21 protein-coding genes are annotated in these 23,648 nt (G+C 54.8%); 7 read left to right on the top strand and 14 right to left on the bottom strand.

What is annotated here, in order from left to right:
• Positions 1 to 2 precede the first annotated feature (2 nt).
• From murG to leuO, 14 genes are all read right to left on the bottom strand, one after another.
• Positions 3 to 1,067 (bottom strand): undecaprenyldiphospho-muramoylpentapeptide beta-N-acetylglucosaminyltransferase, encoded by a 1,065-nt coding sequence (murG, locus tag UR289_RS12600; protein ID WP_320710303.1) that lies wholly within the window; start codon positions 1,065 to 1,067, stop codon positions 3 to 5.
• Positions 1,064 to 2,308 carry a cell division protein FtsW gene (gene ftsW, locus UR289_RS12595; RefSeq protein WP_023310395.1) on the bottom strand — a complete coding sequence of 415 codons (1,245 nt, stop codon included), beginning with the start codon at positions 2,306 to 2,308 and terminating at the stop codon, positions 1,064 to 1,066. Before ftsW ends, murG begins: the two co-directional genes overlap by 4 nt.
• Complete coding sequence (gene murD / locus UR289_RS12590) at positions 2,308 to 3,624, bottom strand: UDP-N-acetylmuramoyl-L-alanine--D-glutamate ligase (protein ID WP_320710300.1); 1,317 nt, start codon at positions 3,622 to 3,624, stop codon at positions 2,308 to 2,310. Before murD ends, ftsW begins: the two co-directional genes overlap by 1 nt.
• Positions 3,625 to 3,626: 2 nt before the next feature.
• Positions 3,627 to 4,709: a phospho-N-acetylmuramoyl-pentapeptide-transferase gene (mraY, locus tag UR289_RS12585; protein WP_008501985.1), complete on the bottom strand. Its 1,083-nt coding sequence runs from the start codon at positions 4,707 to 4,709 to the stop codon at positions 3,627 to 3,629.
• On the bottom strand, positions 4,703 to 6,061 hold the full coding sequence (murF, locus tag UR289_RS12580; protein WP_048979010.1) for a UDP-N-acetylmuramoyl-tripeptide--D-alanyl-D-alanine ligase: 1,359 nt from the start codon (positions 6,059 to 6,061) through the stop codon (positions 4,703 to 4,705). The genes mraY and murF overlap by 7 nt, the downstream gene beginning before the upstream one ends.
• On the bottom strand, positions 6,058 to 7,545 hold the full coding sequence (murE, locus tag UR289_RS12575; RefSeq protein WP_320710297.1) for a UDP-N-acetylmuramoyl-L-alanyl-D-glutamate--2,6-diaminopimelate ligase: 1,488 nt from the start codon (positions 7,543 to 7,545) through the stop codon (positions 6,058 to 6,060). Before murE ends, murF begins: the two co-directional genes overlap by 4 nt.
• Positions 7,532 to 9,298, bottom strand: coding sequence for a peptidoglycan glycosyltransferase FtsI (locus UR289_RS12570; protein WP_033144627.1), 1,767 nt, complete (start codon positions 9,296 to 9,298; stop codon positions 7,532 to 7,534). Before UR289_RS12570 ends, murE begins: the two co-directional genes overlap by 14 nt.
• Positions 9,299 to 9,313: 15 nt before the next feature.
• Entirely contained in the window at positions 9,314 to 9,679 is a 366-nt protein-coding gene (gene ftsL, locus UR289_RS12565) for a cell division protein FtsL (RefSeq protein ID WP_008501989.1), read from the bottom strand.
• On the bottom strand, positions 9,676 to 10,617 hold the full coding sequence (gene rsmH, locus UR289_RS12560; protein ID WP_021240527.1) for a 16S rRNA (cytosine(1402)-N(4))-methyltransferase RsmH: 942 nt from the start codon (positions 10,615 to 10,617) through the stop codon (positions 9,676 to 9,678). The genes ftsL and rsmH overlap by 4 nt, the downstream gene beginning before the upstream one ends.
• 2 nt (positions 10,618 to 10,619) lie before the next feature.
• Positions 10,620 to 11,078 (bottom strand): division/cell wall cluster transcriptional repressor MraZ, encoded by a 459-nt coding sequence (mraZ, locus tag UR289_RS12555; RefSeq protein ID WP_021240528.1) that lies wholly within the window; start codon positions 11,076 to 11,078, stop codon positions 10,620 to 10,622.
• A gap of 599 nt (positions 11,079 to 11,677) precedes the next feature.
• Positions 11,678 to 12,685 (bottom strand): catabolite repressor/activator, encoded by a 1,008-nt coding sequence (gene cra / locus UR289_RS12550; protein ID WP_008501993.1) that lies wholly within the window; start codon positions 12,683 to 12,685, stop codon positions 11,678 to 11,680.
• Between the two features lie 179 nt (positions 12,686 to 12,864).
• Positions 12,865 to 13,356 (bottom strand): acetolactate synthase small subunit, encoded by a 492-nt coding sequence (gene ilvN, locus UR289_RS12545; protein WP_023310389.1) that lies wholly within the window; start codon positions 13,354 to 13,356, stop codon positions 12,865 to 12,867.
• Between the two features lies 1 nt (position 13,357).
• A complete protein-coding gene (gene ilvI / locus UR289_RS12540) occupies positions 13,358 to 15,082 on the bottom strand; it encodes an acetolactate synthase 3 large subunit (protein WP_033144626.1) in 1,725 nt (574 codons plus the stop codon).
• A gap of 380 nt (positions 15,083 to 15,462) precedes the next feature.
• The gene (gene leuO, locus UR289_RS12535; RefSeq protein ID WP_047060143.1) at positions 15,463 to 16,407 is read right to left on the bottom strand and encodes a transcriptional regulator LeuO; all 945 of its coding nucleotides are present in this window, start codon (positions 16,405 to 16,407) and stop codon (positions 15,463 to 15,465) included.
• A 606-nt stretch (positions 16,408 to 17,013) separates the two neighbouring features.
• Here leuO and leuL point away from each other — a divergent pair.
• The 7 genes from leuL to UR289_RS12505 all read left to right on the top strand — a co-directional run bounded on the left by leuL (position 17,014) and on the right by UR289_RS12505 (position 23,613).
• Positions 17,014 to 17,100, top strand: a complete 87-nt coding sequence (gene leuL, locus UR289_RS21880) for a leu operon leader peptide (protein ID WP_071786497.1) — start codon at positions 17,014 to 17,016, stop codon at positions 17,098 to 17,100.
• Positions 17,101 to 17,191: 91 nt separating this feature from the next.
• Positions 17,192 to 18,763: a 2-isopropylmalate synthase gene (gene leuA / locus UR289_RS12530; protein WP_320710293.1), complete on the top strand. Its 1,572-nt coding sequence runs from the start codon at positions 17,192 to 17,194 to the stop codon at positions 18,761 to 18,763.
• Entirely contained in the window at positions 18,763 to 19,854 is a 1,092-nt protein-coding gene (gene leuB / locus UR289_RS12525; protein ID WP_047060144.1) for a 3-isopropylmalate dehydrogenase, read from the top strand. The genes leuA and leuB overlap by 1 nt, the downstream gene beginning before the upstream one ends.
• Before the next feature lie 2 nt (positions 19,855 to 19,856).
• Entirely contained in the window at positions 19,857 to 21,257 is a 1,401-nt protein-coding gene (leuC, locus tag UR289_RS12520) for a 3-isopropylmalate dehydratase large subunit (RefSeq protein ID WP_033144624.1), read from the top strand.
• Positions 21,258 to 21,267: 10 nt separating this feature from the next.
• Positions 21,268 to 21,873, top strand: a complete 606-nt coding sequence (gene leuD, locus UR289_RS12515) for a 3-isopropylmalate dehydratase small subunit (RefSeq protein ID WP_032642569.1) — start codon at positions 21,268 to 21,270, stop codon at positions 21,871 to 21,873.
• A gap of 161 nt (positions 21,874 to 22,034) precedes the next feature.
• Entirely contained in the window at positions 22,035 to 22,925 is an 891-nt protein-coding gene (locus UR289_RS12510) for a cation diffusion facilitator family transporter (protein WP_320710290.1), read from the top strand.
• Between the two features lie 106 nt (positions 22,926 to 23,031).
• Positions 23,032 to 23,613 carry a cytochrome b/b6 domain-containing protein gene (locus UR289_RS12505; protein ID WP_045400998.1) on the top strand — a complete coding sequence of 194 codons (582 nt, stop codon included), beginning with the start codon at positions 23,032 to 23,034 and terminating at the stop codon, positions 23,611 to 23,613.
• Positions 23,614 to 23,648: the final 35 nt, after the last annotated feature.

Here is a 23,648-nt window from a genome sequence, read left to right as displayed (position 1 = left end):
GGTTAAGCCTGGGCTGCCAGGCTCACTTCTTTTGCCACCCGTTCCGTCGCATCAGGGATAGCGGCCGCGCGTGCGCGTTGCGCCATCTCCAGCAGTGCGTCTCTGTTCCAGCCCGCCAGGGTGGTGGCGACCGCGTCGGCGGTAAATTGTGGCTGTTCAAAAATCTTCGCGGCACCGGCTTTCTCAAGCGTCAGCGCATTCCAGTACTGCTGTCGGTCTTTGTGCTGGAACGGCACAAACAGGGCCGGCAGACCCGCGGCGGCGATCTCGCTCACCGTCAGCGCGCCTGAACGACAAACCACGACATCGGCCCAGGCATACGCCGCCGCCATGTCGTCGATAAATTCTGTGACTTTATGCTGCGGCTGCCCCGCCTCGGCGTAAGCTTGCTCAACGGTCTGCTGAGCGCCTTTTCCGCTCTGGTGCCAAATGGTCACGGTATCCCCCAGCTTTGCGGCAACCTGCGGCATCGTCTGGTTTAAAATGCGTGCCCCCTGAGAGCCGCCGACGACCAGTACACGAACCGGCCCTTCACGGCCCGTCAGGCGAGCGTCCGGCAGCGGCAGCGCCAGCACGTCGACACGCACCGGGTTACCCACCACGTCCGCTTTCGGGAACGCGCCGGGAAACGCCTGCATAACTTTGGTAGCGATTTTCGCCAGCCACTTGTTGGTCAGACCGGCAATACCGTTCTGTTCATGCAGCACAACGGGAATGCCTAACGACCATGCCGCCAGCCCGCCAGGACCCGAGACATAGCCGCCCATGCCCAGCACCACATCAGGCTTAAAACGCTTCATGATGGTGCGCGCCTGACGCCAGGCGTTAAAAATACGCACCGGTGCCAGCAGCATTGCCTTGAGGCCTTTGCCCCGAAGGCCGGAAATACGAATAAAGTCGATCTCGATACCGTGCTTCGGTACCAGATCGGCTTCCATGCGGTCTGCGGTTCCCAGCCAGCGTACCTGCCAGCCCTGATCCATTAAATGGTGCGCAACCGCCAGCCCCGGGAACACGTGTCCACCGGTACCGCCTGCCATCACCATTAACCGCTTCGGTTGATTCATCGTGAACCTCGTGTAAACGCCTGGGCTTTTTCCAGACGCGTTTCATAATCTATACGCAACAAAAACATGATGGCCGTCGACATAATCAACAGACTCGAACCACCATAACTGATCAACGGCAGCGTCAGACCTTTGGTCGGCAGCATACCCGCTGCGGCCCCGACGTTAACCAATGCCTGGAAGCTAAACCAGATACCAATTGAACAGGCTAAGAATCCTGAGAAGCGGTGATCGATCTCCAGCGCTTTCCGGCCGATGGACATGGCGCGGAAAGCGACGAAGAATACCATTAAAAGCGCTAGTACCACACCGATATAACCCAGTTCTTCCGCAATAATGGAGAAGATGAAGTCAGTATGCGCTTCCGGTAAATACTCCAGTTTCTGTACCGAATTACCCAGCCCTTGCCCCCAGACTTCACCGCGACCAAAGGCCATCAGCGACTGCGTCAGCTGATAGCCGCTGCCGAACGGATCTTCCCACGGGTTCCAGAACGAGGTCACACGGCGAATACGGTAAGGCTCGGCGAGGATCAGCAGCACAACCGCCGAAATCCCCATCCCGATGATAGCGATGAACTGCCACAGCTTCGCGCCCGCCAGGAACAGCATGGCCAGGGTGGTAACGAACAGCACGACAACGGTACCGAGGTCAGGCTGCGCCAGCAGTAATACCGCCAGCACCAGAATCACGCCCATCGGTTTTAAGAAGCCGCGGAGGTTGTTACGCACTTCATCTACCTTACGCACCAGGTAGTTAGCCAAGTAGCAGAACAGGGAGAGCTTGGTAAATTCCGCAGGCTGAATGCGCAGCGGGCCAAAGGCGATCCAGCGTGAAGCCCCGTTAACAGAGCTCCCCACCACCAGTACGATCAGCAGCATAATAATCGAGGCGATCAGCATCGCCGTACTGTGCCGCTGCCAGAACTCCATCGGCAGGCGCAAGGTCACCAGCGCCAGGCAGAACGCCAGGATGATGTAAAGACCATCTCGCTTGGCAAACAGGAAAGGATCGTTCGCCAGACGCTGCCCGACGGGCATTGAGGCTGACGTCACCATAATGAAGCCGACCGCCGCCAGCCCCATCGTGAGCCAGAACAGCGTGCGATCGTACATGACCAGGCTGTCGTTATCTTTTTGACGAGAGCCCATCACCCAGCCTTTGAGCGCCGCAAACACCCATGCCAGGATCCCAAATCCTGGCAGGCGCGGCATTTTCAGGCGAGGGAGAGATAAACGCATTAGCCTAACTCCTTCGCCAGGCGGGTAAAGACATCACCACGCTGTTCGAAATTCTTGAATTGATCGAGGCTGGCACAGGCTGGAGAGAGCAGCACCATATCGCCTGGCTTCACGCGAGGGGCAATCAGCCGCATCGCCTGTTCCATGGTTTCAGTTTGCTCGGCAACCTCAGGGCGCAGTTCAGCCAGCTCGCTGCCGTCACGGCCGAAGCAGTACAGACGGACGTTATCACCGGCGAGATACGGCTTCAGGGAGGAAAAATCAGCTGATTTACCGTCTCCGCCCAGCAGCAAATGCAGCGTACCCTCAACGTGCAGGCCGTTCAGCGCGGCCTCCGTGCTTCCCACGTTGGTGGCTTTGGAGTCGTTGATCCAGCGCACGCCGTTGTGCTCCAGCGCCAGCTGGAAACGGTGCGCCAGACCAGAAAACGTGGTTAACGCTTTCAGGCTGGAGGAGCGCGGCAGCCCTACTGCATCCGCTAGCGCCAGCGCCGCCAGGGCATTGGTATAGTTGTGCTGACCAGTGAGCTTCATCTCTTTCACGTTCAGCACTTTCTCACCCTTCGCGCGCAGCCAGGTTTCGCCCAGCTGACGGTTCAGGTGGTAATCCCCCATCGTGATACCGAAGCTGATACAGCGATCGTCTGCACCGCGTACGGGCATGGTCAGCGCGTCATCGGCGTTTACAACGCAGACTTTGGCATTTTCATAAACGCGCAGCTTGGCGGCACGGTACTGCTGCAGACCAAATGGATACCGATCCATATGATCTTCAGTCACGTTGAGGATCGTCGCGGCCGCAGCGTGCAGGCTGGAGGTGGTTTCCAGCTGGAAGCTGGAAAGCTCGAGAACATACAGCTCGCAGCCTTTGTCCAGCAGCATCAGAGCGGGTAAACCAATGTTACCGCCAACGCCGACATTCATGCCCGCCGCTTTCGCCATTTCACCCACCAGGGTGGTGACGGTGCTTTTACCGTTAGAACCGGTAATGGCGATAACAGGCGCCTGCGCTTCGCGGCAGAACAGCTCGATATCGCCGACAATCTCAACGCCCGCATCCGCAGCAGCGCTCAGCGAAGGATGCGCCAGCGCCATACCTGGGCTTGCGACAATCAGATCGGCTGCCAGCAGCCAGTCATCATTCAGACCACCAAGGTGGCGTTCAACCTGTTCCGGCAGTTTGTCCAGACCCGGCGGAGAGACACGCGTATCCATCACGCGTGGCGTCACGCCGCGTGCGAGGAAAAAGTCCACGCAGGAGAGCCCCGTGAGGCCCAACCCGATGATAACGACTTTTTTGCCCTGGTAATCTGCCATGATTAACGTACCTTCAGCGTTGCCAGGCCAATCAGCACCAGCATCAGCGAAATAATCCAGAAGCGCACAATCACGCGCGGCTCCGGCCAGCCTTTCAGTTCATAGTGGTGGTGAATCGGCGCCATACGGAAGATGCGCTGACCGCGCAGCTTGAAAGAACCGACCTGCAAAATCACCGACAGGGTTTCAACCACAAACACGCCGCCCATGATCACCAGCAGGAACTCCTGACGCAGCAGTACGGCGATAATGCCGAGCGCACCGCCCAAAGCCAGAGAACCGACGTCACCCATAAAGACCTGCGCCGGATAGGTGTTGAACCACAGGAAGCCCAGCCCCGCGCCGACAATCGCCGTACAGACGATCACCAGCTCACCCGCATGGCGCAGATAAGGGATGTGCAGGTAGTTCGCAAAGTTCATGTTACCGGTCGCCCACGCCACCAGCGCAAAACCGGCGGCCACAAAGACGGTTGGCATAATGGCCAGGCCATCCAGACCGTCGGTCAGGTTAACGGCGTTACCGGTACCGACAATCACAAAGTAGGCCAGCAGGATGTAGAACAGCCCCAGCTGCGGCATCACGTCTTTAAAGAACGGCACGACCAGCTCGGTAGCTGGCGTGTCTTTGCCTGCCAGATACAGCGCAAAGGCCACGCCCAGCGCGATCACCGACATCCAGAAATACTTCCAGCGCGCGATCAGGCCTTTGGTATCTTTGCGGACGACTTTGCGGTAATCATCCACAAAACCGATGATCCCGTAACCCACCAGTACCGTCAGAACGCACCAGACGTACGGGTTAGAGGGATAGGCCCACAGCAACACGGAAACGACGATGGCGGTCAGGATCATGATCCCGCCCATGGTCGGCGTGCCGCGCTTGCTGAAGTGCGATTCCGGACCGTCGTTACGCACAACCTGGCCGAAAGAGAGTTTTTGCAGACGGGCAATCATGCGCGGGCCCATCCACAACGAGATGAACAGCGCAGTCAGCAGGCTGACGATGGCGCGAAACGTCAGATACGAAAAGACGTTAAAGCCTGAATAATATTTGACCAAATGTTCGGCCAGCCAAACTAACATGTCCCGTTCTCCTGTAATGCGTGCACAACCTCTTCCATGGCGGCACTACGTGAACCTTTCACTAACACAGTCACAATTTGTTTTTCTGTAATCAACGCCTTGAGGCGCGCTATCAACGCGGTTTTATCAGCAAAATGCTCGCCAACGCCGCTGGCTTGGCTAATCGCCTGGCTCAGTTTTCCTGCGCTCAGCACGCAGTCCAGCCCTGCCGCTTTCGCCGCTTCACCGACCTGGGTATGGCAGGCTTCGCTTTCGTCGCCCAGCTCTGCCATATCGCCCACCACCATGATGCGGTAGCCCGGCATTTCAGATAACACCTGCACCGCCGCTGTCATCGAGCCCACGTTCGCGTTGTAGGAGTCATCAAGCAGCAGCTTGTTTTCCGAAAGCTGAATCGGGAACAGACGCCCCGGCACGGCTTTCAGGTTCGCCAGCCCGGTTTTAATCGCTTCATGCGACGCGCCCACTGCCGTCGACAACGCCGCCGCCGCAAGCGCATTGGCGATATTATGGCGACCCGGCAGCGGCAGCAGTACATCTACGCCACCCGTTGGGGTGGTGAGGGTGAACTCCGTACCGTGCGACGTCACATGGATATTGGTCGCGGTAAAATCACTGTTGGCCGCATTCGGCGAGAAGCGCCAGGTTTTACGCGAACCAATAATGCTTTGCCAGTTCAGCCAGTCGTTGTTGTCGGCGTTCAGAATGGCGATACCGTCATCCGGCAGACCGGTGTAAATCTCACCTTTGGCTTTCGCTACGCCTTCCAGCGAGCCAAAGCCTTCCAGATGCGCCGCCGCGAGGTTATTCACCAGCGCGGCTTCCGGGCGAGTCAGGCTCACGGTCCAGGCGATTTCGCCCTGGTGGTTTGCCCCTAACTCGATTACCGCAAATTCATGTTCTTTGGTCAGGCGGAGTAATGTCATCGGCACGCCGATGTCATTATTGAGGTTGCCCGCGGTATAAAGCGTATTCCCGCACTGGCTGAGGATCGCCGCCGTCATCTCTTTCACCGACGTCTTGCCTGATGAACCGGTCAAGGCGACAACGCGCGTAGGGACCTGCTGGCGAACCCAGGCGGCCAGCTCACCGAACGCGAGACGCGTATCTTTCACCACAATTTGTGGCAGATCGATATCGAGCTTGCGGCTGACGAGCAGCGCACCGGCGCCGTTCTCTTTGGCCTGTTCCGCAAAATCATGCGCGTCAAAACGCTCGCCTTTCAGCGCCACAAACAGACAGCCTGCGGTGATTTTGCGGGTGTCCGTCGTTACGGCATCAATGGTCAGGTCCAGCCCGTGCAGGTCGCCCTTAAGAATGGCAGCTGCCTGGCTTAACGTGATGCTAATCATGCCACGACTCCCAGCAGACGAGCTGCCGTTACGCGGTCCGAGTAGTCCAGACGGCGATTGCCAACGATCTGATAATCTTCATGGCCTTTGCCCGCCAGCAGGACAACATCATTCTCCTGCGCCTGCATGATGGTGTTGGTCACGGCTTCCGCACGCCCTTCCACCACGCGAGCGCGGCCCGCGTCCAGCATGCCCGCCAGAATGTCATTAATGATGGCGCGCGGCTCTTCGGTACGCGGGTTGTCATCGGTCACAACCGGAATATCTGCGAACTGCTCGGCAATAGCCCCCATCAGCGGGCGTTTGCCTTTATCGCGATCGCCGCCGCAGCCAAACACGCACCAGAGCTTACCGGCGCAGTGCAGGCGCGCCGCTTCCAGCGCTTTTTCCAGCGCATCCGGCGTGTGGGCATAATCAACCACAACGGTCGGTTTCCCCGGCGCGCTGAACACTTCCATACGGCCGCAAACCGGCTGCAGACGCGCTGAGGTTTTCAGCAGTTCAGCCATCGGATAACCCAGCGCCAGCAGCGTTGCCAGCGCCAGCAGCAGGTTGCTGACGTTAAACGCGCCCATCAGGCGGCTTTCAATTTCGCCTTCACCCCAGGAAGAGGCAAAGCGGATTGTCGCCCCGCTGTCGTGATAATTCACCTCAACCGCCTTCAGCCAGCGGCCGTGGCAGTTCGGATTAATATGGTCTTCCATCGACACCGCAACCGCATCCGGCAGCTTCGCCAGCCAGCGGCGGCCCACTTCGTCGTCGGCGTTGATGATGGCTTGTCCGTAATGGTGAGTAGAGAACAGCAGCCATTTCGCGGCTTCGTAATGCTCCATATCACCGTGATAATCAAGATGATCGCGGCTCAGGTTGGTAAACACGGAAGCGGCAAATTTCAGCGCCGCGACGCGGTGCTGAACCAGACCGTGCGAAGAGACTTCCATCGCAGCAAAGGTTGCCCCCTGCCCTGCCAGACCGGCAAGCACATGCTGTACGTCTACGGCCGAGCCGGTGGTGTTTTCCGTCGGGCTCACTTTGCCCAGCAGGCCGTTACCCACGGTACCCATCACCGCACCGGTTTCACCCAGCAGCTGGGCCCACTGCGCCATCAGCTGCGTGGTAGTGGTTTTACCGTTCGTACCCGTGACGCCTACCAGGCGCAGCTGGTCGGAAGGTTCGTGATAAAAACGTCCCGCCAGCGCGGAAAGACGCTCGTTTAACTGGCTGAGATAGATGACCGGCACCCCGTGCATTTCACGGATCTCACCGTCGGTTGCCTCATTTTTCGCCTCAGCAATAATGGCAGCCACACCTTGCGCAATCGCCTGCGGGATATAACGACGCCCGTCCGCCTGATGACCGACCACCGCCACAAAAAGATCGCCAGAAGCAGCCACGCGGCTGTCCAGTACCATCTCTCGCAGTGCTCGCTCCGGTGCATTTGGCACCCACGGAGCGAGAAGGTCGCGCAAATTACGATCTGCCACCTGTACCCTCGCCTTGATTAATTACAAATTCACTTTTTTCGCCCGTCGCCAGCGCATCCGGTTCGATGTTCATGGTGCGTAACACGCCGCCCATGATAGCCCCGAACACAGGCGCGGAGACGGCGCCGCCGTAGTATTTACCCGCCTGTGGATCGTTTATCACGACCACCAGCGCAAAACGCGGATTGCTTGCAGGCGCAACGCCTGCGGTATAGGCAATGTATTTGTTGATATAGCGGCCGTCCGGCCCTACTTTTTTCGCCGTACCGGTCTTGATGGCGATGCGATAACCTTTGATTGCCGCCTTAACGCCGCCGCCGCCGGGCAGCGCCACGCTTTCCATCATATGAACAACTGTACGGACGGTTGATTCCGGGAAGATACGCTCGCCGGGAACCGGTGGATCAACTTTGGTAATCGACAGCGGACGATAAACGCCATAGCTGCCGATCGTTGCGTAGACTCGCGCTAACTGTAACGGTGTCACCATTAGCCCGTAGCCGAAAGAGAAGGTGGCCCTCTCTATGTCAGACCACCGTTGTTTTTGAGGATATAAGCCACTGCGTTCTCCGACCAACCCCAAATTGGTCGCCTTTCCAAGTCCAAAACGTGAGTAAGTCTCTACTAACGCTGAGGACGGCATCGCTAACGCCAGCTTTGAAACACCGACGTTACTCGACTTCTGTAACACCCCGGTCAGGGTCAATTCGCTGTAGCGCGCCACGTCTTTGATCTCGTGGCCGTTAATTCGGTATGGGATGGTATTCAGGACGGTGTTTTCATTGACGATACCGCGCTGAAGGGCAGTCATGACCACCATCGGCTTAACGGTCGAACCCGGTTCGAACACGTCGGTGATGGTACGGTTACGCATAATATCCTTCTGCGTACCGGTAAGATTGTTAGGGTTGTAGGACGGGCTATTGGCCATCGCCAGCACTTCACCCGTGTTGACATCGACTAACACGGCACTGCCCGATTCCGCTTTGTTGAAGGCCACGGCATTGTTCAGCTCGCGGTAAACCAGCGCCTGTAACCGCTCATCAATACTCAGGGCCAGATTGTGTGCGGCCTGGCTGTCCGTAGAGGAAATATCCTCGATCACGCGACCATAGCGGTCCTTACGCACAATGCGCTCGCCGGGCTGGCCGGTGAGCCATTTATCAAAGCTTTTTTCAACGCCTTCAATCCCCTGGCTATCAACGTTAGTAAAGCCAATGAGGTGAGCAGTCACTTCGCCGGATGGATAGTAACGACGGGATTCTTCACGCAGATGGATCCCCGGCAGCTTCAATTTTTTGATGTAGTCCGCCATGTCAGGGTTCACCTGACGCGCCAGATAGATAAAGCGCCCTCGCGGGTTCGTATTTACGCGTGAAGCTAACTGGTCCAGCGGCATCTTCAGCGCATCCGCAAGGGCCTTCCAGCGGTTATCAAGCGTGATCCCGCCAGCATCATGCAGTTCTTTAGGATCGGCCCAGATCGCCTTCACCGGCACGCTCACCGCCAGCGGACGACCCGAGCGGTCGGTGATCATCCCGCGGGATGTCGACACTTCCTGGACGCGCAGGGAGCGCATGTCGCCCTGACGCACCAGCATGTCAGGGGCGATGATTTGCAGCCAGGCCACGCGTCCCAGCAGAAAACCCAGAGCGAGTAAAATGCAGCCGCAAAGCAACGCAAAACGCCAACTGACAAAGTTGGCCTGTTCTTCCTGACGTTTTGGTTTTAGCGTTTTTGCCGCTGCTTTCATGCGTCGCGTTTTCCCTTATTTTTGTACTACGATATTTTCCTGCGAAGGATCAACATGCTGCAGCTGCAGCTTTTCCGTTGCGATCCGTTCAACCCGGCTGTGATCGCCGAGCGCGTTTTCTTCAAGGATCAGATTTCGCCATTCAATATCCAGCGCATCGCGTTCCAGTACCATCTGCTCGCGTTGCGCAGTCAATAAACGTGTATGGTGGGCGGTGGTCACCACCGTAACTGCCGTGACAATGATGCAAATGAACAGACAGAGTGGCAGTTTCCCAAACCGCAAAAGATCGTCGCCGATCACGCCAGGCAAGGCATGGCGCTCGTTGCTTCCTAACGAATCCTTAACTTTGCTTAGGGTCTCTGTCACTCTGCCGATCATGCGTTCGTCCTCTCTGCAACACGCAGCACTGAACTACGGGCGCGTGGATTCTCTGCCACTTCTTCTTCGCCCGGCATCAACTTGCCTAATGCTCGCAACTGACGGCCACCCAGCTTCCTGAGTTGTTCTTCCGTCATCGGCAGCCCCGCTGGCACCTGTGGACCGCGGCTTTGCTCGCGCATAAAGCGTTTCACAATACGGTCTTCCAGCGAATGGAAGCTGATGATGGATAACCGCCCACCCGGGGCTAGCACGTCGAGCGAGCTTTTTAGCGCCAGCTCTATTTCCTCCAGTTCACTGTTTACCCAGATGCGAACCGCCTGGAAGGTACGGGTCGCGGGATGTTTGTGCTTATCCTTCACCGGTGTCGCCGCCGCGATCACTTCGGCCAACTCTTTGGTGCGGGTCATGGGCTCAATGCGATTGCGCTCAACGATGGCGCGCGCAATACGTTTGCCAAAGCGCTCTTCGCCAAACGTTTTGATGACCCATGCAATATCGGCTTCGTCAGCGGTCTGTAACCACTCAGCGGCAGACTGACCGCGCGTCGGGTCCATACGCATATCCAGCGGACCATCACGCATAAAGGAGAAACCACGTTCAGCATCATCAAGTTGGGGTGAAGAGACGCCAAGATCGAGAAGAATCCCGTCGATCTTGCCCGTCAGGCCACGCTCGGCAACATAATCCGCGAGCGCAGAGAAAGGTCCATGCACGATGGAAAAGCGTGGGTCATTGATGGTTTGTGCAACGGCAATTGCCTGCGGATCGCGATCGATTGCCAGCAGACGTCCTTCCTCTCCAAGCTGGGAGAGAATCAAACGCGAGTGACCACCGCGACCAAACGTGCCATCAATGTAGATGCCATCCGGACGAATATTCAGACCGTTTACGGCCTCGTCCAGTAACACCGTTTTGTGTTTATAATTTTCCATCATATTTATAGAGACAAGTCCTGCAGCCGTTCCGATAATGTCGCGGAATCAGACTGCTCAGCGTCGATATCTTCCTTGACCTGTTGATACCAGGTCGTTTCATCCCACAGTTCAAACTTGTTGAACTGCCCGACCAGCATCACTTCTTTGGTCAGACCGGCATGTTGCCGCAACACAGGGGCAATCAGTAACCGCCCTGCGTTATCCATCTGACATTCACTGGCATGTCCCAATAACAGCCGCTGCACGCGGCGTTCCTGCGGGTTCATGCTCGACAGTCGCGACAGCTTTTGCTCAATAATTTCCCATTCAGGCAAGGGGTAAAGCAGCAGGCAGGGGGAGTTAATGTCAATAGTGCAAACCATTTGACCCGCAGCGTTCTCAATCAGCTGGTCGCGGTATCGGGTTGGTACCGATAAACGCCCTTTGCTGTCGAGATTGACTAACGTAGCTCCACGGAACATGCCAGTCTCACCCCTCCTCACCACTTTAACCCACAAATTCCCACCTAAAGGAGTTTACGGAGCGAGGGAAAAGCTTGTCAAGCCAGGACTCTCCCTATAAGGACCCGAAAGCCCTCTATTTACAGAGATAAACAGTCCTGGTTAATAACTGCACAACTGGCGAGGCAAAATTAACGTTATGAATATTTGTAAGAAAAAAACCGAATATGCACACTAGCGTTAAAGCTCACTCAATATCATCGCAGATAAATATAAAGTGTCAGTTTGCGACGCGGGCAGCATTTTATGACAGATTCTCAGGGGATAACAGCGCCAGATTCATCCAGGTGCCCGGTAAGCGTGGAGGTTGCCACGTAAGCTGAAGCAGTAAGAGGAAAAACGTCTGAATATTCATCGACCGAAGAGGGTTTGTAACAAAATAATACAAAGATAGCTGTTTAAAATCGCCCGCATGTTCTTTAAAAGGACAATTTAAAAGCCAGAATGAATTAAAAAAATAGGCGATTACGATCCCGCAAGAATTATCCTAATTTCTCTCCGGGAATTATCTGCACGAATAATCACAGCAAAATGGGGCAGATTTCTCCGCCCCGGTCATTTCATTTTTGGCGGCTTAAAATTCCGCGATGGTAGAGATTACGTTTGATACGCGTCAGACCCGGCTTCGGTTTGCGCGGCTCATCCAGGCTTGCCAGCACAATCTCAAGCACGCGTTCAGCCACATCGCGGTGACGCTGTGCTACCGCCAGCACCGGGCACTGCAGGAAGTCGAGCAGCTCATTATCCCCGAACGTGGCAATCGCCAGGTCGGAGGGCAGTTTACCTTCACGACGTAAGGTCACATCCATGACACCCTGCAACAGCGCAAATGACGTGGTAAACAACGCCTGAGGCATCGGATGCGTTTCCAGCCATTTCTCAAACAGCTGCGCTGCGGCTTCACGTTCGTAGCTGTTGGCATAGAGGTAGTGAACCTCGCGCGGATCGTCTTTCCAGGCGGTTCTGAATCCCTGCTCACGCAGGAAGCTCACGGAAAGCTCGGGCAACGCGCCAAGATACAGCACTGTTTCAGCGGGGAACGTTCTCAGCTCTGCGGCCAGCATTTCGGCATCATCCTGATCCGCACCCACGACGCTGGTGAAATGCTCGCGATCGAGCGCGCGGTCCAGCGCAACGATTGGGAACGGGTCGTTCGCCCAGCGCTGGTAGAACGGATGCTCTGGCGGCAAGGAGGTCGACACGATGATGGCATCCACCTGGCGCTGGAGCAGATGCTCAATGCAACGCATTTCGTTGTCGGGCTGGTCTTCCGAGCAGGCAATCAGCAATTGATAGCCGCGCTGGCGCGCCTGACGTTCAAGATAGTTGGCGATACGGGTATAGCTGGTGTTTTCCAGGTCTGGGATCACCAGACCAATAGAGCGGGTACGCCCGGCACGCAGACCGGCTGCGACAGCATTCGGATGGTAGTTATGCTCACGAACCACCGCCATAACTTTTTCAACGGTCTTGTCGCTGACACGGTACTGCTTTGCTTTACCGTTAATCACATAGCTGGCCGTTGTTCGTGACACGCCGGCTAGCCGGGCGATTTCATCCAGTTTCACAATTGCCCCTTAAAAAAAGAAAAGAGTCCATGGCCCTGTCAAGGTTATGGTTAAATCTTTTAACATCTAAACGCAGAAAAGACTTCGCGGCAACCGCTTTTATCTGCGTTGTCGGCTGATTACGCAAAAAAAAGCCCGGCTTTGGTGACCGGGCAGAAAGAGGCGAACCTTTTTGGCAACTAACGCATGATTTTCTCGCCGCGTGACAGACCTACGACACCCGATCTCGCCACCTCGACAATTTTTGCGACGTCCCGCACGGACGCGAGGAAAGCATCCAGCTTGTCGCTTGTCCCGACCAGCTGCACAGTATAAAGAGAAGGCGTGACGTCGATAATTTGTCCGCGGAAAATATCCGCATTGCGTTTGACTTCATCACGCCCGTAGCCGCTGGCCTGGATTTTCACCAGCATGACCTCACGCTCAACGTAGGCCCCCTGCCCCAGCTCGCTCACGCGCAGTACGTCGACCAGCTTATGCAGCTGTTTTTCAATTTGCTCAAGCACTTTGGCATCGCCGACGGTTTGGATCGTCATGCGCGACAGCGTCGGGTCTTCCGTTGGGGCAACGGTCAGGCTTTCAATGTTATAACCGCGCTGCGCAAAAAGGCCAATGACGCGCGACAGTGCGCCAGACTCGTTTTCCAGTAAAACAGATAATATCCGGCGCATATCAGGTTCTCTCCGTTTTGCTTAACCACATTTCATCCATACCACCACCACGAATATGCATCGGATAAACGTGCTCGGTCCCATCAACAATCACATCCATAAAGACGAGGCGGTTGTTTTTAACGTGCTCAAGCGCTTGCGCGAGCTTCGTCTCCAGCTCAGCCGGATCGGTCACCCGCATGCCTACATGGCCGTAAGCTTCAGCAAGACGAACAAAATCCGGCAGCGATTTCATGTATGACTGAGAGTGGCGGCCAGAGTAGATCATATCCTGCCACTGCTTCACCATACCGAGATACCCGTTATTCAGGTTCAGCACCAGTACCGGCAGTTCATATTGCAGCGCGGTAGACAGCTCCTGAATGTTCATCTGAATACTGCCGTCCCCCGTCACGCAGACGACGGTTTCATTCGGCAGCGCCAGCTTCACGCCCAGCGCAGCAGGCAGACCAAAGCCCATGGTTCCTAAACCACCGGAGTTGATCCAGTGTCGCGGTTTATCAAACGGGTAATACAGGGCGGCAAACATCTGATGCTGCCCCACGTCTGAGGTCACGTACGCCTCACCTTTCGTCAGTCGCCACACCGCTTCAATGACCGCCTGCGGCTTAATATTTTCACTTTGCGTGTCATATTTCAGGCACTGACGCGCGCGCCACTGTTCAATCTGCTGCCACCAGTCGCGGATCTCATCCAGCGGCTGGGTTGCACTCTCCTGGGTCAGCAGATCCAGCATTTGCTCCAGAACCTGCCGGGCATCACCGACGATCGGCACATCAGCCGACACCGTTTTTGAAATTGACGTTGGATCGATATCAATGTGCAGCACGGTAGCGTTCGGGCAATACTTCGCCAGGTTGTTGGTGGTGCGGTCGTCAAAGCGCACGCCCACGGCAAAGATCACATCGGAATGATGCATCGTCATGTTGGCTTCATAGGTACCGTGCATACCCAGCATTCCCAGCGCCTGACGATGGGTGGCAGGGAACGCCCCCAGCCCCATCAGCGACGACGCAACGGGAAGGTTAAGCTTTTCAATCAGTTCACGAAGCTGGGCTTCACAGGCAGAGTTGATCGCCCCGCCACCGACATAGACCACCGGTTTTTTGGCTGCCAGAAGCGTTTGCAACGCTCGCTTGATCTGACCTTTATGCCCCTGCGTTGTGGGATTATAAGAGCGCATGCTGACCGATTCCGGCCAGACATAAGGCAGCTTGTTTGCCGGGTTGAGAATATCTTTAGGCAGATCGACCACCACCGGTCCCGGGCGTCCGCTCGCCGCCAGCCAGAAGGCTTTTTTCAGTACGCCGGGAATGTCTTCTGTTTGCTTGACCAGGAAGCTGTGCTTCACAACGGGACGCGAAATCCCAACCATGTCGCACTCCTGAAACGCATCGTAGCCAATCAGTGAGGTTGCCACCTGCCCGGAGAGGATCACCAGCGGGATAGAGTCCATATAGGCCGTCGCAATCCCGGTAATGGCGTTTGTCGCGCCGGGGCCAGACGTGACTAACACCACGCCCACTTCACCCGTCGCACGTGCCAGGCCGTCAGCCATGTGTACCGCCGCCTGCTCGTGACGTACCAGAACATGGTCAATGCCCCCAACCGTATGCAGCGCATCATAAATATCGAGAACCGCACCGCCAGGGTAGCCGAACACTTGCTTTACGCCCTGATCGATCAGCGATCGAACGACCATTTCCGCGCCAGACAACATCTCCATGCTTTGCCTCCAGGCATTTTGTTATAGACGGACTGCCGAATTCATTTCCGCACCGTCTTACGATTGGGATGAACCAATCTTATATTTTGCAGAGTGTTCTTTACCTTAACCGCTCGTTATGAGGCAGGCAATTAGCAAACCCGGGGAGATAAACGGTGCGTAAAGCAGAAAAAGCAGCCGTTCACAGAAGATATGGTTAATTCCTCTGGGAATAGAGAGTGAGGTGATAAATCATCGCTGAAAAGCGCGACAATGCAGGAAATCATCTATTTTTGCGTGCCGTAGAGCAGCCAAAAAAAAATCATCACAGAAGAAAATAGCAGTTATCTAAAAAAACTCAGGATAAATCACATAAACCGATGCGATTTATCCTGATGCGTTTATCGGCGACAGATGCCAACCAGCAACTCTTCCATCCACTGATGTCCTTTATCCCGGCCCGCTGCTTCATGCCAGGAAAGATAACAGGTACGGCTATTTAGCTTGAGCGGCAGAGGCAAAATTTGCAGATTTAAAGGGTCAGAAAACTCTTCTGCCAGCCAGCGCGGCGCAATTGCCACCAGCTGTGTCTGGGAAACCACGTTTAATACGCTGACCATGGCCATGCCCTGATAAGCCACGCTCGCCTGTTTATCCGCAGTGTCATACCACGGCAGGCTAAAGGAAGCATATCTGTCGAGCGCAACAACGGCGTGCTGCTCGTTATAAACATCGTTTTCTCGCAGCGGAGAATTCAGGCGCGGGTGTTTTTTACTGGCGACCAAAACCATTTCATCTTTAAACAGCGGCACGCAGGAAAATTCCGGACGACGGAACTCTTCATACCCCAGAACGAATTCGATCTCCTGATAGCGTAACTGATGTTCTGTGTTTTGATTCAGGGATGATTTAAAAACAAGATTGATATTGGGTGCGATCTCTTCAACTTTATTATAGATAATCGACGTTAAATAATTATCTAAAGGGCTACAGACACAAAGATGGAATACGCGCTCGCTGCTTAAGGGTTCAAAGCCCGATCCCGGCAGCTCATTTTGGACCAGTTGCAACGCCTGACGAATGGAGCCAAACAGCTGGAATGCGCGCGCAGTAGGCTGGATCCCCCTCCCGTAGCGAACAAATAATTCGTCGTTAAACATAAGCTTAAGCCTGGCAACGGCATTACTCACGGCAGGTTGTGACATCCCCAAGGTTTGGGCAGCGCGGGTGATATTCTGTTCCTGCATGACAGCATCAAACACCGTCAGAAGATTCAGATCCACCGTGCGTAACTGCGGTTTAATCCCATCAGTAGCTTGAGGTTGTTTAATATTATTTTCTGGCACTTCTGACTCCACTGTCACGCTACACCCCTTTGCCAACGTACGGTAATAATCCTGAAAAATATCATTTATCATGCAAATACGATCAGCGAAAGAGAATTATTTAAAATTCGGAATAAATAAAGACTTTATATTAACGAAAATTAATGAACAAAACTGATAAGTTTGACTTTAGGATTTAAATGAAACCATAAATCAAACCAATATACAATTGCCGTCAGGTTAATGATGACTTAAGCATTATTAAACTATTATTACTATCGCCCTACAGTTAGTTAACAACCTGTTATCTCTGTTCGCTTTTCAGCGTTTCGAAATAGATTCACTGCATTTATAACTTTATGATATCAAAACCCTTTAAGCACCAGGCATCCTCTTCAAAACATTTCACTCATTTTTAAACATTTATATTTATTGGTATCTGCAACTCTTTTCTCAAGTCCAAAATTAGACAATTAATCGGGTCAAAAAAGCTAAAACCAGCACAATTAGCTAAAGTGAACACCCTGTTGATTCCGTCTGTCGGGCCCGTTTTCATCCTCAGGGGTTGACATGAACAACCGTATCCAGTACCACTAAAAGCATATTGAATTTAACGGAGCACGATTCATGACACGCACCATTCGTTTCACCGGTCTACTACTACTAAACGCATCCACTGTGCGCGGTAGACTGGCGGGCGAAATTCAGCGTTGAATCGTCACCAGTAAGACTAAAAACCCGCGCCACTGCGCGGGTTTTTTTATGCTCGTAGCAAGGCGCCCTAAGACTGACAAGGACCTAACCCATGAGCCAGCAAGTCATTATTTTCGATACCACTTTACGTGACGGTGAACAGGCATTACAGGCGAGCCTGAGTGTAAAAGAGAAACTGCAGATCGCGCTGGCTCTCGAACGTATGGGTGTTGACGTGATGGAGGTCGGTTTCCCTGTCTCTTCCCCAGGTGATTTCGAATCCGTACAGACCATTGCGCGCACCATTAAAAACAGCCGCGTCTGTGCCCTGGCGCGCTGCGTAGAGAAAGACATCGACGTCGCCGCCGAGTCGCTGAAGGTCGCCGAAGCGTTCCGTATCCACACCTTTATTGCTACCTCGCCTATGCACATCGCAACCAAGCTGCGCAGCACGCTGGATGAGGTGATTGAGCGCGCGGTCTACATGGTTAAACGCGCACGCAACTATACCGATGACGTTGAGTTCTCCTGTGAAGATGCGGGCCGTACGCCAATCGAAGACCTGGCGCGCGTTGTGGAAGCCGCCATCAACGCGGGCGCGAAAACCATCAACATCCCGGACACCGTCGGCTACACCATGCCGTTTGAGTTCTCCAACATCATCACCGGCCTGTATGACCGCGTGCCGAATATTGATAAAGCAATTATCTCCGTCCACACCCATGATGATTTGGGTCTGGCCGTAGGCAATGCCATCGTCGCCGTCCACGCTGGCGCGCGTCAGGTAGAAGGCGCGATGAACGGTATCGGCGAACGCGCGGGCAACTGTTCGCTGGAAGAAGTGATCATGGCGATCAAAGTGCGCAAAGACATCATGGACGTGCACACGCGCATCAATCACAACGAAATCTGGCGCACCAGCCAGACCGTCAGCCAGATTTGCAACATGCCCATTCCGGCTAACAAAGCAATTGTCGGTACCGGCGCCTTCGCGCACTCCTCCGGTATTCACCAGGATGGCGTCCTGAAGAATCGTGAAAACTACGAAATCATGACCCCGGAATCCATCGGCCTGAATCAGGTGCAGTTGAACCTGACCTCCCGTTCCGGTCGCGCGGCGGTTAAACACCGTATGGAAGAGATGGGTTATAAGGACAGCGATTACAACATGGATCAGCTGTACGACGCGTTCCTGAAGCTGGCCGACAAAAAAGGTCAGGTGTTCGACTATGACCTGGAAGCGCTGGCCTTTATTAACAAGCAGCAGGAAGAGCCGGAGCACTTCCGTCTGGATTACTTCAACGTGCAGTCCGGCTCCAGCGACATCGCCACCGCCTCGGTCAAACTGGCCTGCGGCGATGAAATTAAAGCAGAGGCCGCTAACGGTAACGGCCCTGTCGATGCCATTTACCAGGCGATTAATCGCGTCACCGAGTACGACGTTGAGCTGGTGAAATATGACCTGACGGCCAAGGGCCACGGCAAAGATGCACTGGGTCAGGTCGACATTGTTGTTACCCACAATGGCCGCCGCTTCCACGGCGTGGGCCTGGCGACCGATATCGTTGAATCCTCCGCGAAAGCGATGGTGCATGTTCTGAACAACATCTGGCGCGCCGCCGAAGTCGAAAAAGAGTTGCAACGCAAAGCTCAGAATAAAGAGAACAACAAGGAAACCGTGTAATGTCGAAGAATTACCATATTGCTGTGTTGCCGGGCGACGGTATTGGTCCGGAAGTGATGGCACAGGCGCTGAAAGTACTGGAAGCCGTTCGCGCGCGTTTTGCGATGAAAATCACCACCAGCCACTACGACGTGGGCGGTATTGCGATTGATAACCACGGTACGCCGCTGCCAAAAGCGACCGTGGAAGGCTGCGAAAATGCTGATGCCGTGCTGTTTGGTTCCGTCGGTGGCCCGAAATGGGAACACCTGCCGCCGGCAGAGCAGCCAGAACGCGGCGCGCTGCTGCCGCTGCGTAAACATTTCAAACTGTTCAGCAACCTGCGTCCGGCGAAGCTGTATCAGGGTCTGGAAGAGTTCTGCCCGCTGCGCGCGGATATCGCCGCCAACGGTTTCGACATTCTGTGCGTGCGTGAACTGACCGGCGGGATCTATTTCGGTCAGCCAAAAGGACGCGAAGGCAGCGGACAACACGAGAAAGCGTTCGACACCGAGGTGTATCACCGTTTCGAAATCGAACGTATCGCCCACATCGCGTTCGAGTCGGCGCGCAAACGCCGCCATAAAGTGACCTCCATTGATAAAGCGAACGTGCTGCAGTCTTCCATTTTGTGGCGCGAGATCGTCAGTGAAGTCGCTAAGCAGTACCCGGACGTCGCGCTGTCGCACATGTACATCGACAACGCGACCATGCAGCTGATTAAAGATCCGTCCCAGTTTGACGTGCTGCTGTGCTCCAACCTGTTCGGCGATATCCTCTCTGACGAATGCGCGATGATCACCGGCTCGATGGGCATGCTGCCCTCTGCAAGCCTGAATGAAGAAGGCTTTGGCCTGTACGAGCCTGCGGGCGGCTCCGCGCCGGATATTGCCGGCAAAAATATTGCCAACCCGATTGCGCAGATCCTCTCCCTGGCCCTGCTGCTGCGCTACAGCCTGGATGCAGGCGAGGCGGCAACCGCAATTGAAAACGCCATTAACCGGGCGTTAGAAGAAGGCGTCCGTACCGGCGATTTAGCACGCGGCACGGCGGCAGTCAGTACCGATGAAATGGGCGACATCATTGCCCGCTATGTCGCTGAAGGGGTGTAATCATGGCTAAGACGTTATATGAAAAGTTGTTTGATGCGCACGTTGTTTACGAGGCACCAAACGAAACCCCGCTGCTGTACATTGACCGTCATCTGGTACACGAAGTGACTTCTCCTCAGGCATTTGACGGCCTGCGCGCGCACAAGCGTCCGGTACGTCAGCCGGGTAAAACCTTCGCGACGATGGATCACAACGTTTCCACCCAGACCAAAGACATCAATGCCTCGGGTGAGATGGCGCGTATCCAGATGCAGGAGCTGATTAAGAACTGCAATGAATTTGGCGTTGAGCTGTACGACCTGAACCATCCGTATCAGGGTATCGTCCACGTGATGGGGCCAGAGCAAGGGATCACCCTGCCGGGCATGACCATCGTCTGCGGTGACTCCCATACCGCGACCCACGGCGCGTTTGGCGCTCTGGCGTTCGGGATTGGCACTTCCGAGGTGGAACATGTGCTGGCAACGCAGACCCTGAAACAGGGCCGCGCCAAAACCATGAAGATTGAAGTGAAGGGTAAAGCCGCACCGGGTATTACCGCAAAAGACATCGTGCTGGCCATCATCGGTAAAACCGGCAGCGCAGGCGGCACCGGTCACGTTGTTGAGTTCTGCGGGGAAGCCATCCAGGCGCTGAGCATGGAGGGACGCATGACCCTGTGCAATATGGCGATTGAGATGGGCGCAAAAGCCGGTCTGGTCGCGCCGGACGAAACCACCTTCAACTACGTGAAGGGTCGTCTGCACGCGCCGAAAGGTCAGAATTTTGACGACGCGGTAGCGTACTGGAAAACCCTGAAAACCGACGATGGCGCAGCCTTTGACACCGTCGTCACTCTTCAGGCAGAAGAGATTGCGCCGCAGGTGACCTGGGGCACCAATCCGGGCCAGGTGATTTCCGTTAACGACAATATCCCTGACCCGGCATCCTTTACCGATCCGGTCGAGCGCGCCAGTGCGGAAAAAGCGCTGGCCTACATGGGGCTGAAGCCCGGCGTGCCGTTGACCGATGTCGCCATTGATAAAGTATTTATCGGTTCCTGCACCAACTCCCGTATCGAAGATTTGCGTGCCGCAGCCGAGATTGCCAAAGGCCGCAAAGTGGCGCCAGGCGTTCAGGCGCTGGTGGTACCTGGCTCCGGTCCGGTGAAAGCCCAGGCGGAAGCCGAAGGTCTGGATAAGATCTTTATCGAAGCGGGCTTCGAATGGCGCCTGCCCGGCTGCTCCATGTGTCTGGCCATGAACAACGATCGCCTGAATCCGGGCGAGCGCTGCGCCTCCACCAGCAACCGTAACTTTGAAGGCCGTCAGGGCCGCGGTGGGCGCACCCATCTGGTCAGCCCGGCAATGGCCGCCGCTGCGGCAGTCACCGGCCATTTCGCCGATATTCGCAGCCTGAAATAAGGAGACAATCATGGCAGAGAAATTTACCCAACATACGGGCCGGGTTGTCCCGCTGGACGCCGCTAACGTCGATACTGACGCTATTATTCCAAAACAGTTTCTGCAGAAAGTGACGCGTACCGGTTTCGGCGCACATCTGTTTAACGACTGGCGTTTCCTGGACGATAAGGGCGAAGTGCCTAATCCGGAATTCGTTCTGAACTTCCCGGAATACAAAGGCGCCTCCATTTTGCTGGCACGCGAAAACTTTGGCTGCGGCTCATCCCGTGAGCACGCGCCGTGGGCGCTCACCGACTACGGTTTTAAAGTGGTCATTGCCCCAAGCTTCGCGGATATTTTTTACGGTAACAGCTTCAACAACCAGCTGCTGCCCGTCACGCTGAGCGATGAACAGGTCGATGAGTTGTTCGCGCTGGTTAAGGCGAATCCGGGCATTTCGTTTGAAGTGGATCTGGAAGCAGAAGTGGTGAAAGCCGGGGATAAGACCTACAGCTTCAGCATTGATGCGTTCCGCCGTCACTGCATGCTGAACGGTCTGGACAGCATTGGTTTAACTCTCCAGCACGACGCGGCGATTGCCACTTACGAAAACAAACAACCTGCATTTATGAAATAACCCTCCGGCCTGCAGTCCATTCTGCAGGCCGCGTTTTATCCCGATCCCCCCTCCTTCTGTAAATACTTCCCAAACCCAGCCAATAATGACGTTATATTTAATGTCAATTTAATGTTTCCTGCGCAGAATAACCGCTCAATCAGCTGGCAGCGGAAATAATCATGGAAAAGAAAAATGGCAATGAGTCTCATATCCGTTCTCGGGAAATACATAAATGCACATTAGTGAGCGTAATAATAAATAGTTTACTCACCGCCTTTCAGATACTTGCAGGGATATTCTCCGGTTCACAAGGTTTAATTGCTGATGGGATTCATTCTCTTTCCGATTTATCCTCCGACTTTGTCGTTCTGGTTGCGAATAAAAAGAGCCAGAAAGCCTCTGATATCGATCATCATTACGGTCATCTGCGTTTCGAAAACGGTGCAAAGCTCATTATTGGCGCTATTCTGCTGCTTGTGGGGGTCGGGATGCTCTGGTCCGCAGGCAATAAACTGCTTCACCCCGAGACGCATCAGCTGGTTAAAGGGGCCGCGCTGTGGGTGGCGATTCTGGCGCTGTTGGTAAAGGAAAGCCTGTTCAGATACATGTTTGCCACGGGAAAACGTATTCAGTCCTCGCTGCTGATAGCCAATGCCTGGCATGCCCGTTCTGACGCAGCGTCGTCAGTGGTTGTCGCCATCGGCATTGCCGGGAATTTAGTGGGTTTTCACGCGATGGACCTCATTGCGGCCCTGATTGTCGGAGTGTTCATCGCCCATATGGGTTACACATTCTCTGCCGATGCCCTGCACGATCTGATGGACCGTTCGCTTGAGCCCGAGCTGGAGCACGACATCAAAACGTGTCTTCTCGCAACCGAGGGCGTCACCGGACTCCATGATTTAAAAACCCGCAAGATGGGCGATTTAGCCCTTGTCGATGTCCATCTGGAAGTGAACGGCGAATTAAGCGTAAAAGAAGGACATCAGATTGCCGTGAATGCCAGAAATAACGTGATGCAAAAATTCAATGTGCTGAACGTGATGACGCATATTGATCCTGCCCACTAACCGGAACGCATAAATACAGCGTGACGCACCCGACCGTTAAGGTTTCGTTAATTAATCTGCGTCACACTGCATCGCATCAGCTCTCTCATTATTGAGGTAAAAAGCGATGAAACCAACATTACGCGATACGCTTCCCCATAAAGAAACACCTTTTCTTCGCATACTGCACATTCTTGTGGCCGTACTGGTCCTCGCCCAGATTATCAATTCTAATTTCACCGAAAGTGAAGCCCTCCACGAATCCGGGCTGAACGGAATTGTCACCTGGATCCATGTTATCTCCGGGTTTGGTTTAATTTTTTGTGGCATTGCCATGATGGCATGGATGTTAACCCAGCGCGGATTTAAGTATTACTTCGCCTGGCTGGCGCTGGATTTTCGCGGAATTGTTGACGATATTCGCACCCTCGCGCAGCGTCAGCTTCCTGACGCGCATGCCGGCGGTATGGCAGCAACGGTGCAAGGTCTGGGCGTGCTGGCGCTGCTGGGCGTTGCACTCTGCGGCGCGGCCTGGTTCGTGCTGAACGCCACGCTCGGGCCGGTTTCGTCCGTCACGGAATCCGTCTTAGATTTGCATAAATTCCTGACGGTCTTTATTGAGACATATTTCTGGGCACACGGCTTCATGGGCCTCGTTCATATGTACCTGACGCTACGCGCGCAGCGTAAATACCAGTATTCAGAATAAAACGGTTCACAGAGCCCGGCGTTCCCGGGCTCCGT

The sequence above is a fragment of the Enterobacter sp. 302C9 genome (assembly GCF_034106085.1).
GTDB classification, from domain to species: Bacteria; Pseudomonadota; Gammaproteobacteria; order Enterobacterales; family Enterobacteriaceae; genus Enterobacter; species Enterobacter asburiae_B.
This window is presented reverse-complemented; position numbering and strand designations above follow the sequence as displayed.

What these genes read in the sequence shown, in the direction of transcription:
- murG (WP_320710303.1), bottom strand. Translation starts at nt 1,067, where the DNA reads ATGAATCAACCGAAGCGGTTAATGGTGATGGCAGGCGGTACCGGTGGA.
- ftsW (WP_023310395.1), bottom strand. Translation starts at nt 2,308, where the DNA reads ATGCGTTTATCTCTCCCTCGCCTGAAAATGCCGCGCCTGCCAGGATTT.
- murD (WP_320710300.1), bottom strand. Translation starts at nt 3,624, where the DNA reads ATGGCAGATTACCAGGGCAAAAAAGTCGTTATCATCGGGTTGGGCCTC.
- mraY (WP_008501985.1), bottom strand. Translation starts at nt 4,709, where the DNA reads ATGTTAGTTTGGCTGGCCGAACATTTGGTCAAATATTATTCAGGCTTT.
- murF (WP_048979010.1), bottom strand. Translation starts at nt 6,061, where the DNA reads ATGATTAGCATCACGTTAAGCCAGGCAGCTGCCATTCTTAAGGGCGAC.
- UR289_RS12570 (WP_033144627.1), bottom strand. Translation starts at nt 9,298, where the DNA reads ATGAAAGCAGCGGCAAAAACGCTAAAACCAAAACGTCAGGAAGAACAG.
- ftsL (WP_008501989.1), bottom strand. Translation starts at nt 9,679, where the DNA reads ATGATCGGCAGAGTGACAGAGACCCTAAGCAAAGTTAAGGATTCGTTA.
- rsmH (WP_021240527.1), bottom strand. Translation starts at nt 10,617, where the DNA reads ATGATGGAAAATTATAAACACAAAACGGTGTTACTGGACGAGGCCGTA.
- mraZ (WP_021240528.1), bottom strand. Translation starts at nt 11,078, where the DNA reads ATGTTCCGTGGAGCTACGTTAGTCAATCTCGACAGCAAAGGGCGTTTA.
- ilvN (WP_023310389.1), bottom strand. Translation starts at nt 13,356, where the DNA reads ATGCGCCGGATATTATCTGTTTTACTGGAAAACGAGTCTGGCGCACTG.
- ilvI (WP_033144626.1), bottom strand. Translation starts at nt 15,082, where the DNA reads ATGGAGATGTTGTCTGGCGCGGAAATGGTCGTTCGATCGCTGATCGAT.
- leuL (WP_071786497.1), top strand. Translation starts at nt 17,014, where the DNA reads ATGACACGCACCATTCGTTTCACCGGTCTACTACTACTAAACGCATCC.
- leuA (WP_320710293.1), top strand. Translation starts at nt 17,192, where the DNA reads ATGAGCCAGCAAGTCATTATTTTCGATACCACTTTACGTGACGGTGAA.
- leuB (WP_047060144.1), top strand. Translation starts at nt 18,763, where the DNA reads ATGTCGAAGAATTACCATATTGCTGTGTTGCCGGGCGACGGTATTGGT.
- leuC (WP_033144624.1), top strand. Translation starts at nt 19,857, where the DNA reads ATGGCTAAGACGTTATATGAAAAGTTGTTTGATGCGCACGTTGTTTAC.
- leuD (WP_032642569.1), top strand. Translation starts at nt 21,268, where the DNA reads ATGGCAGAGAAATTTACCCAACATACGGGCCGGGTTGTCCCGCTGGAC.
- UR289_RS12510 (WP_320710290.1), top strand. Translation starts at nt 22,035, where the DNA reads ATGGAAAAGAAAAATGGCAATGAGTCTCATATCCGTTCTCGGGAAATA.
- UR289_RS12505 (WP_045400998.1), top strand. Translation starts at nt 23,032, where the DNA reads ATGAAACCAACATTACGCGATACGCTTCCCCATAAAGAAACACCTTTT.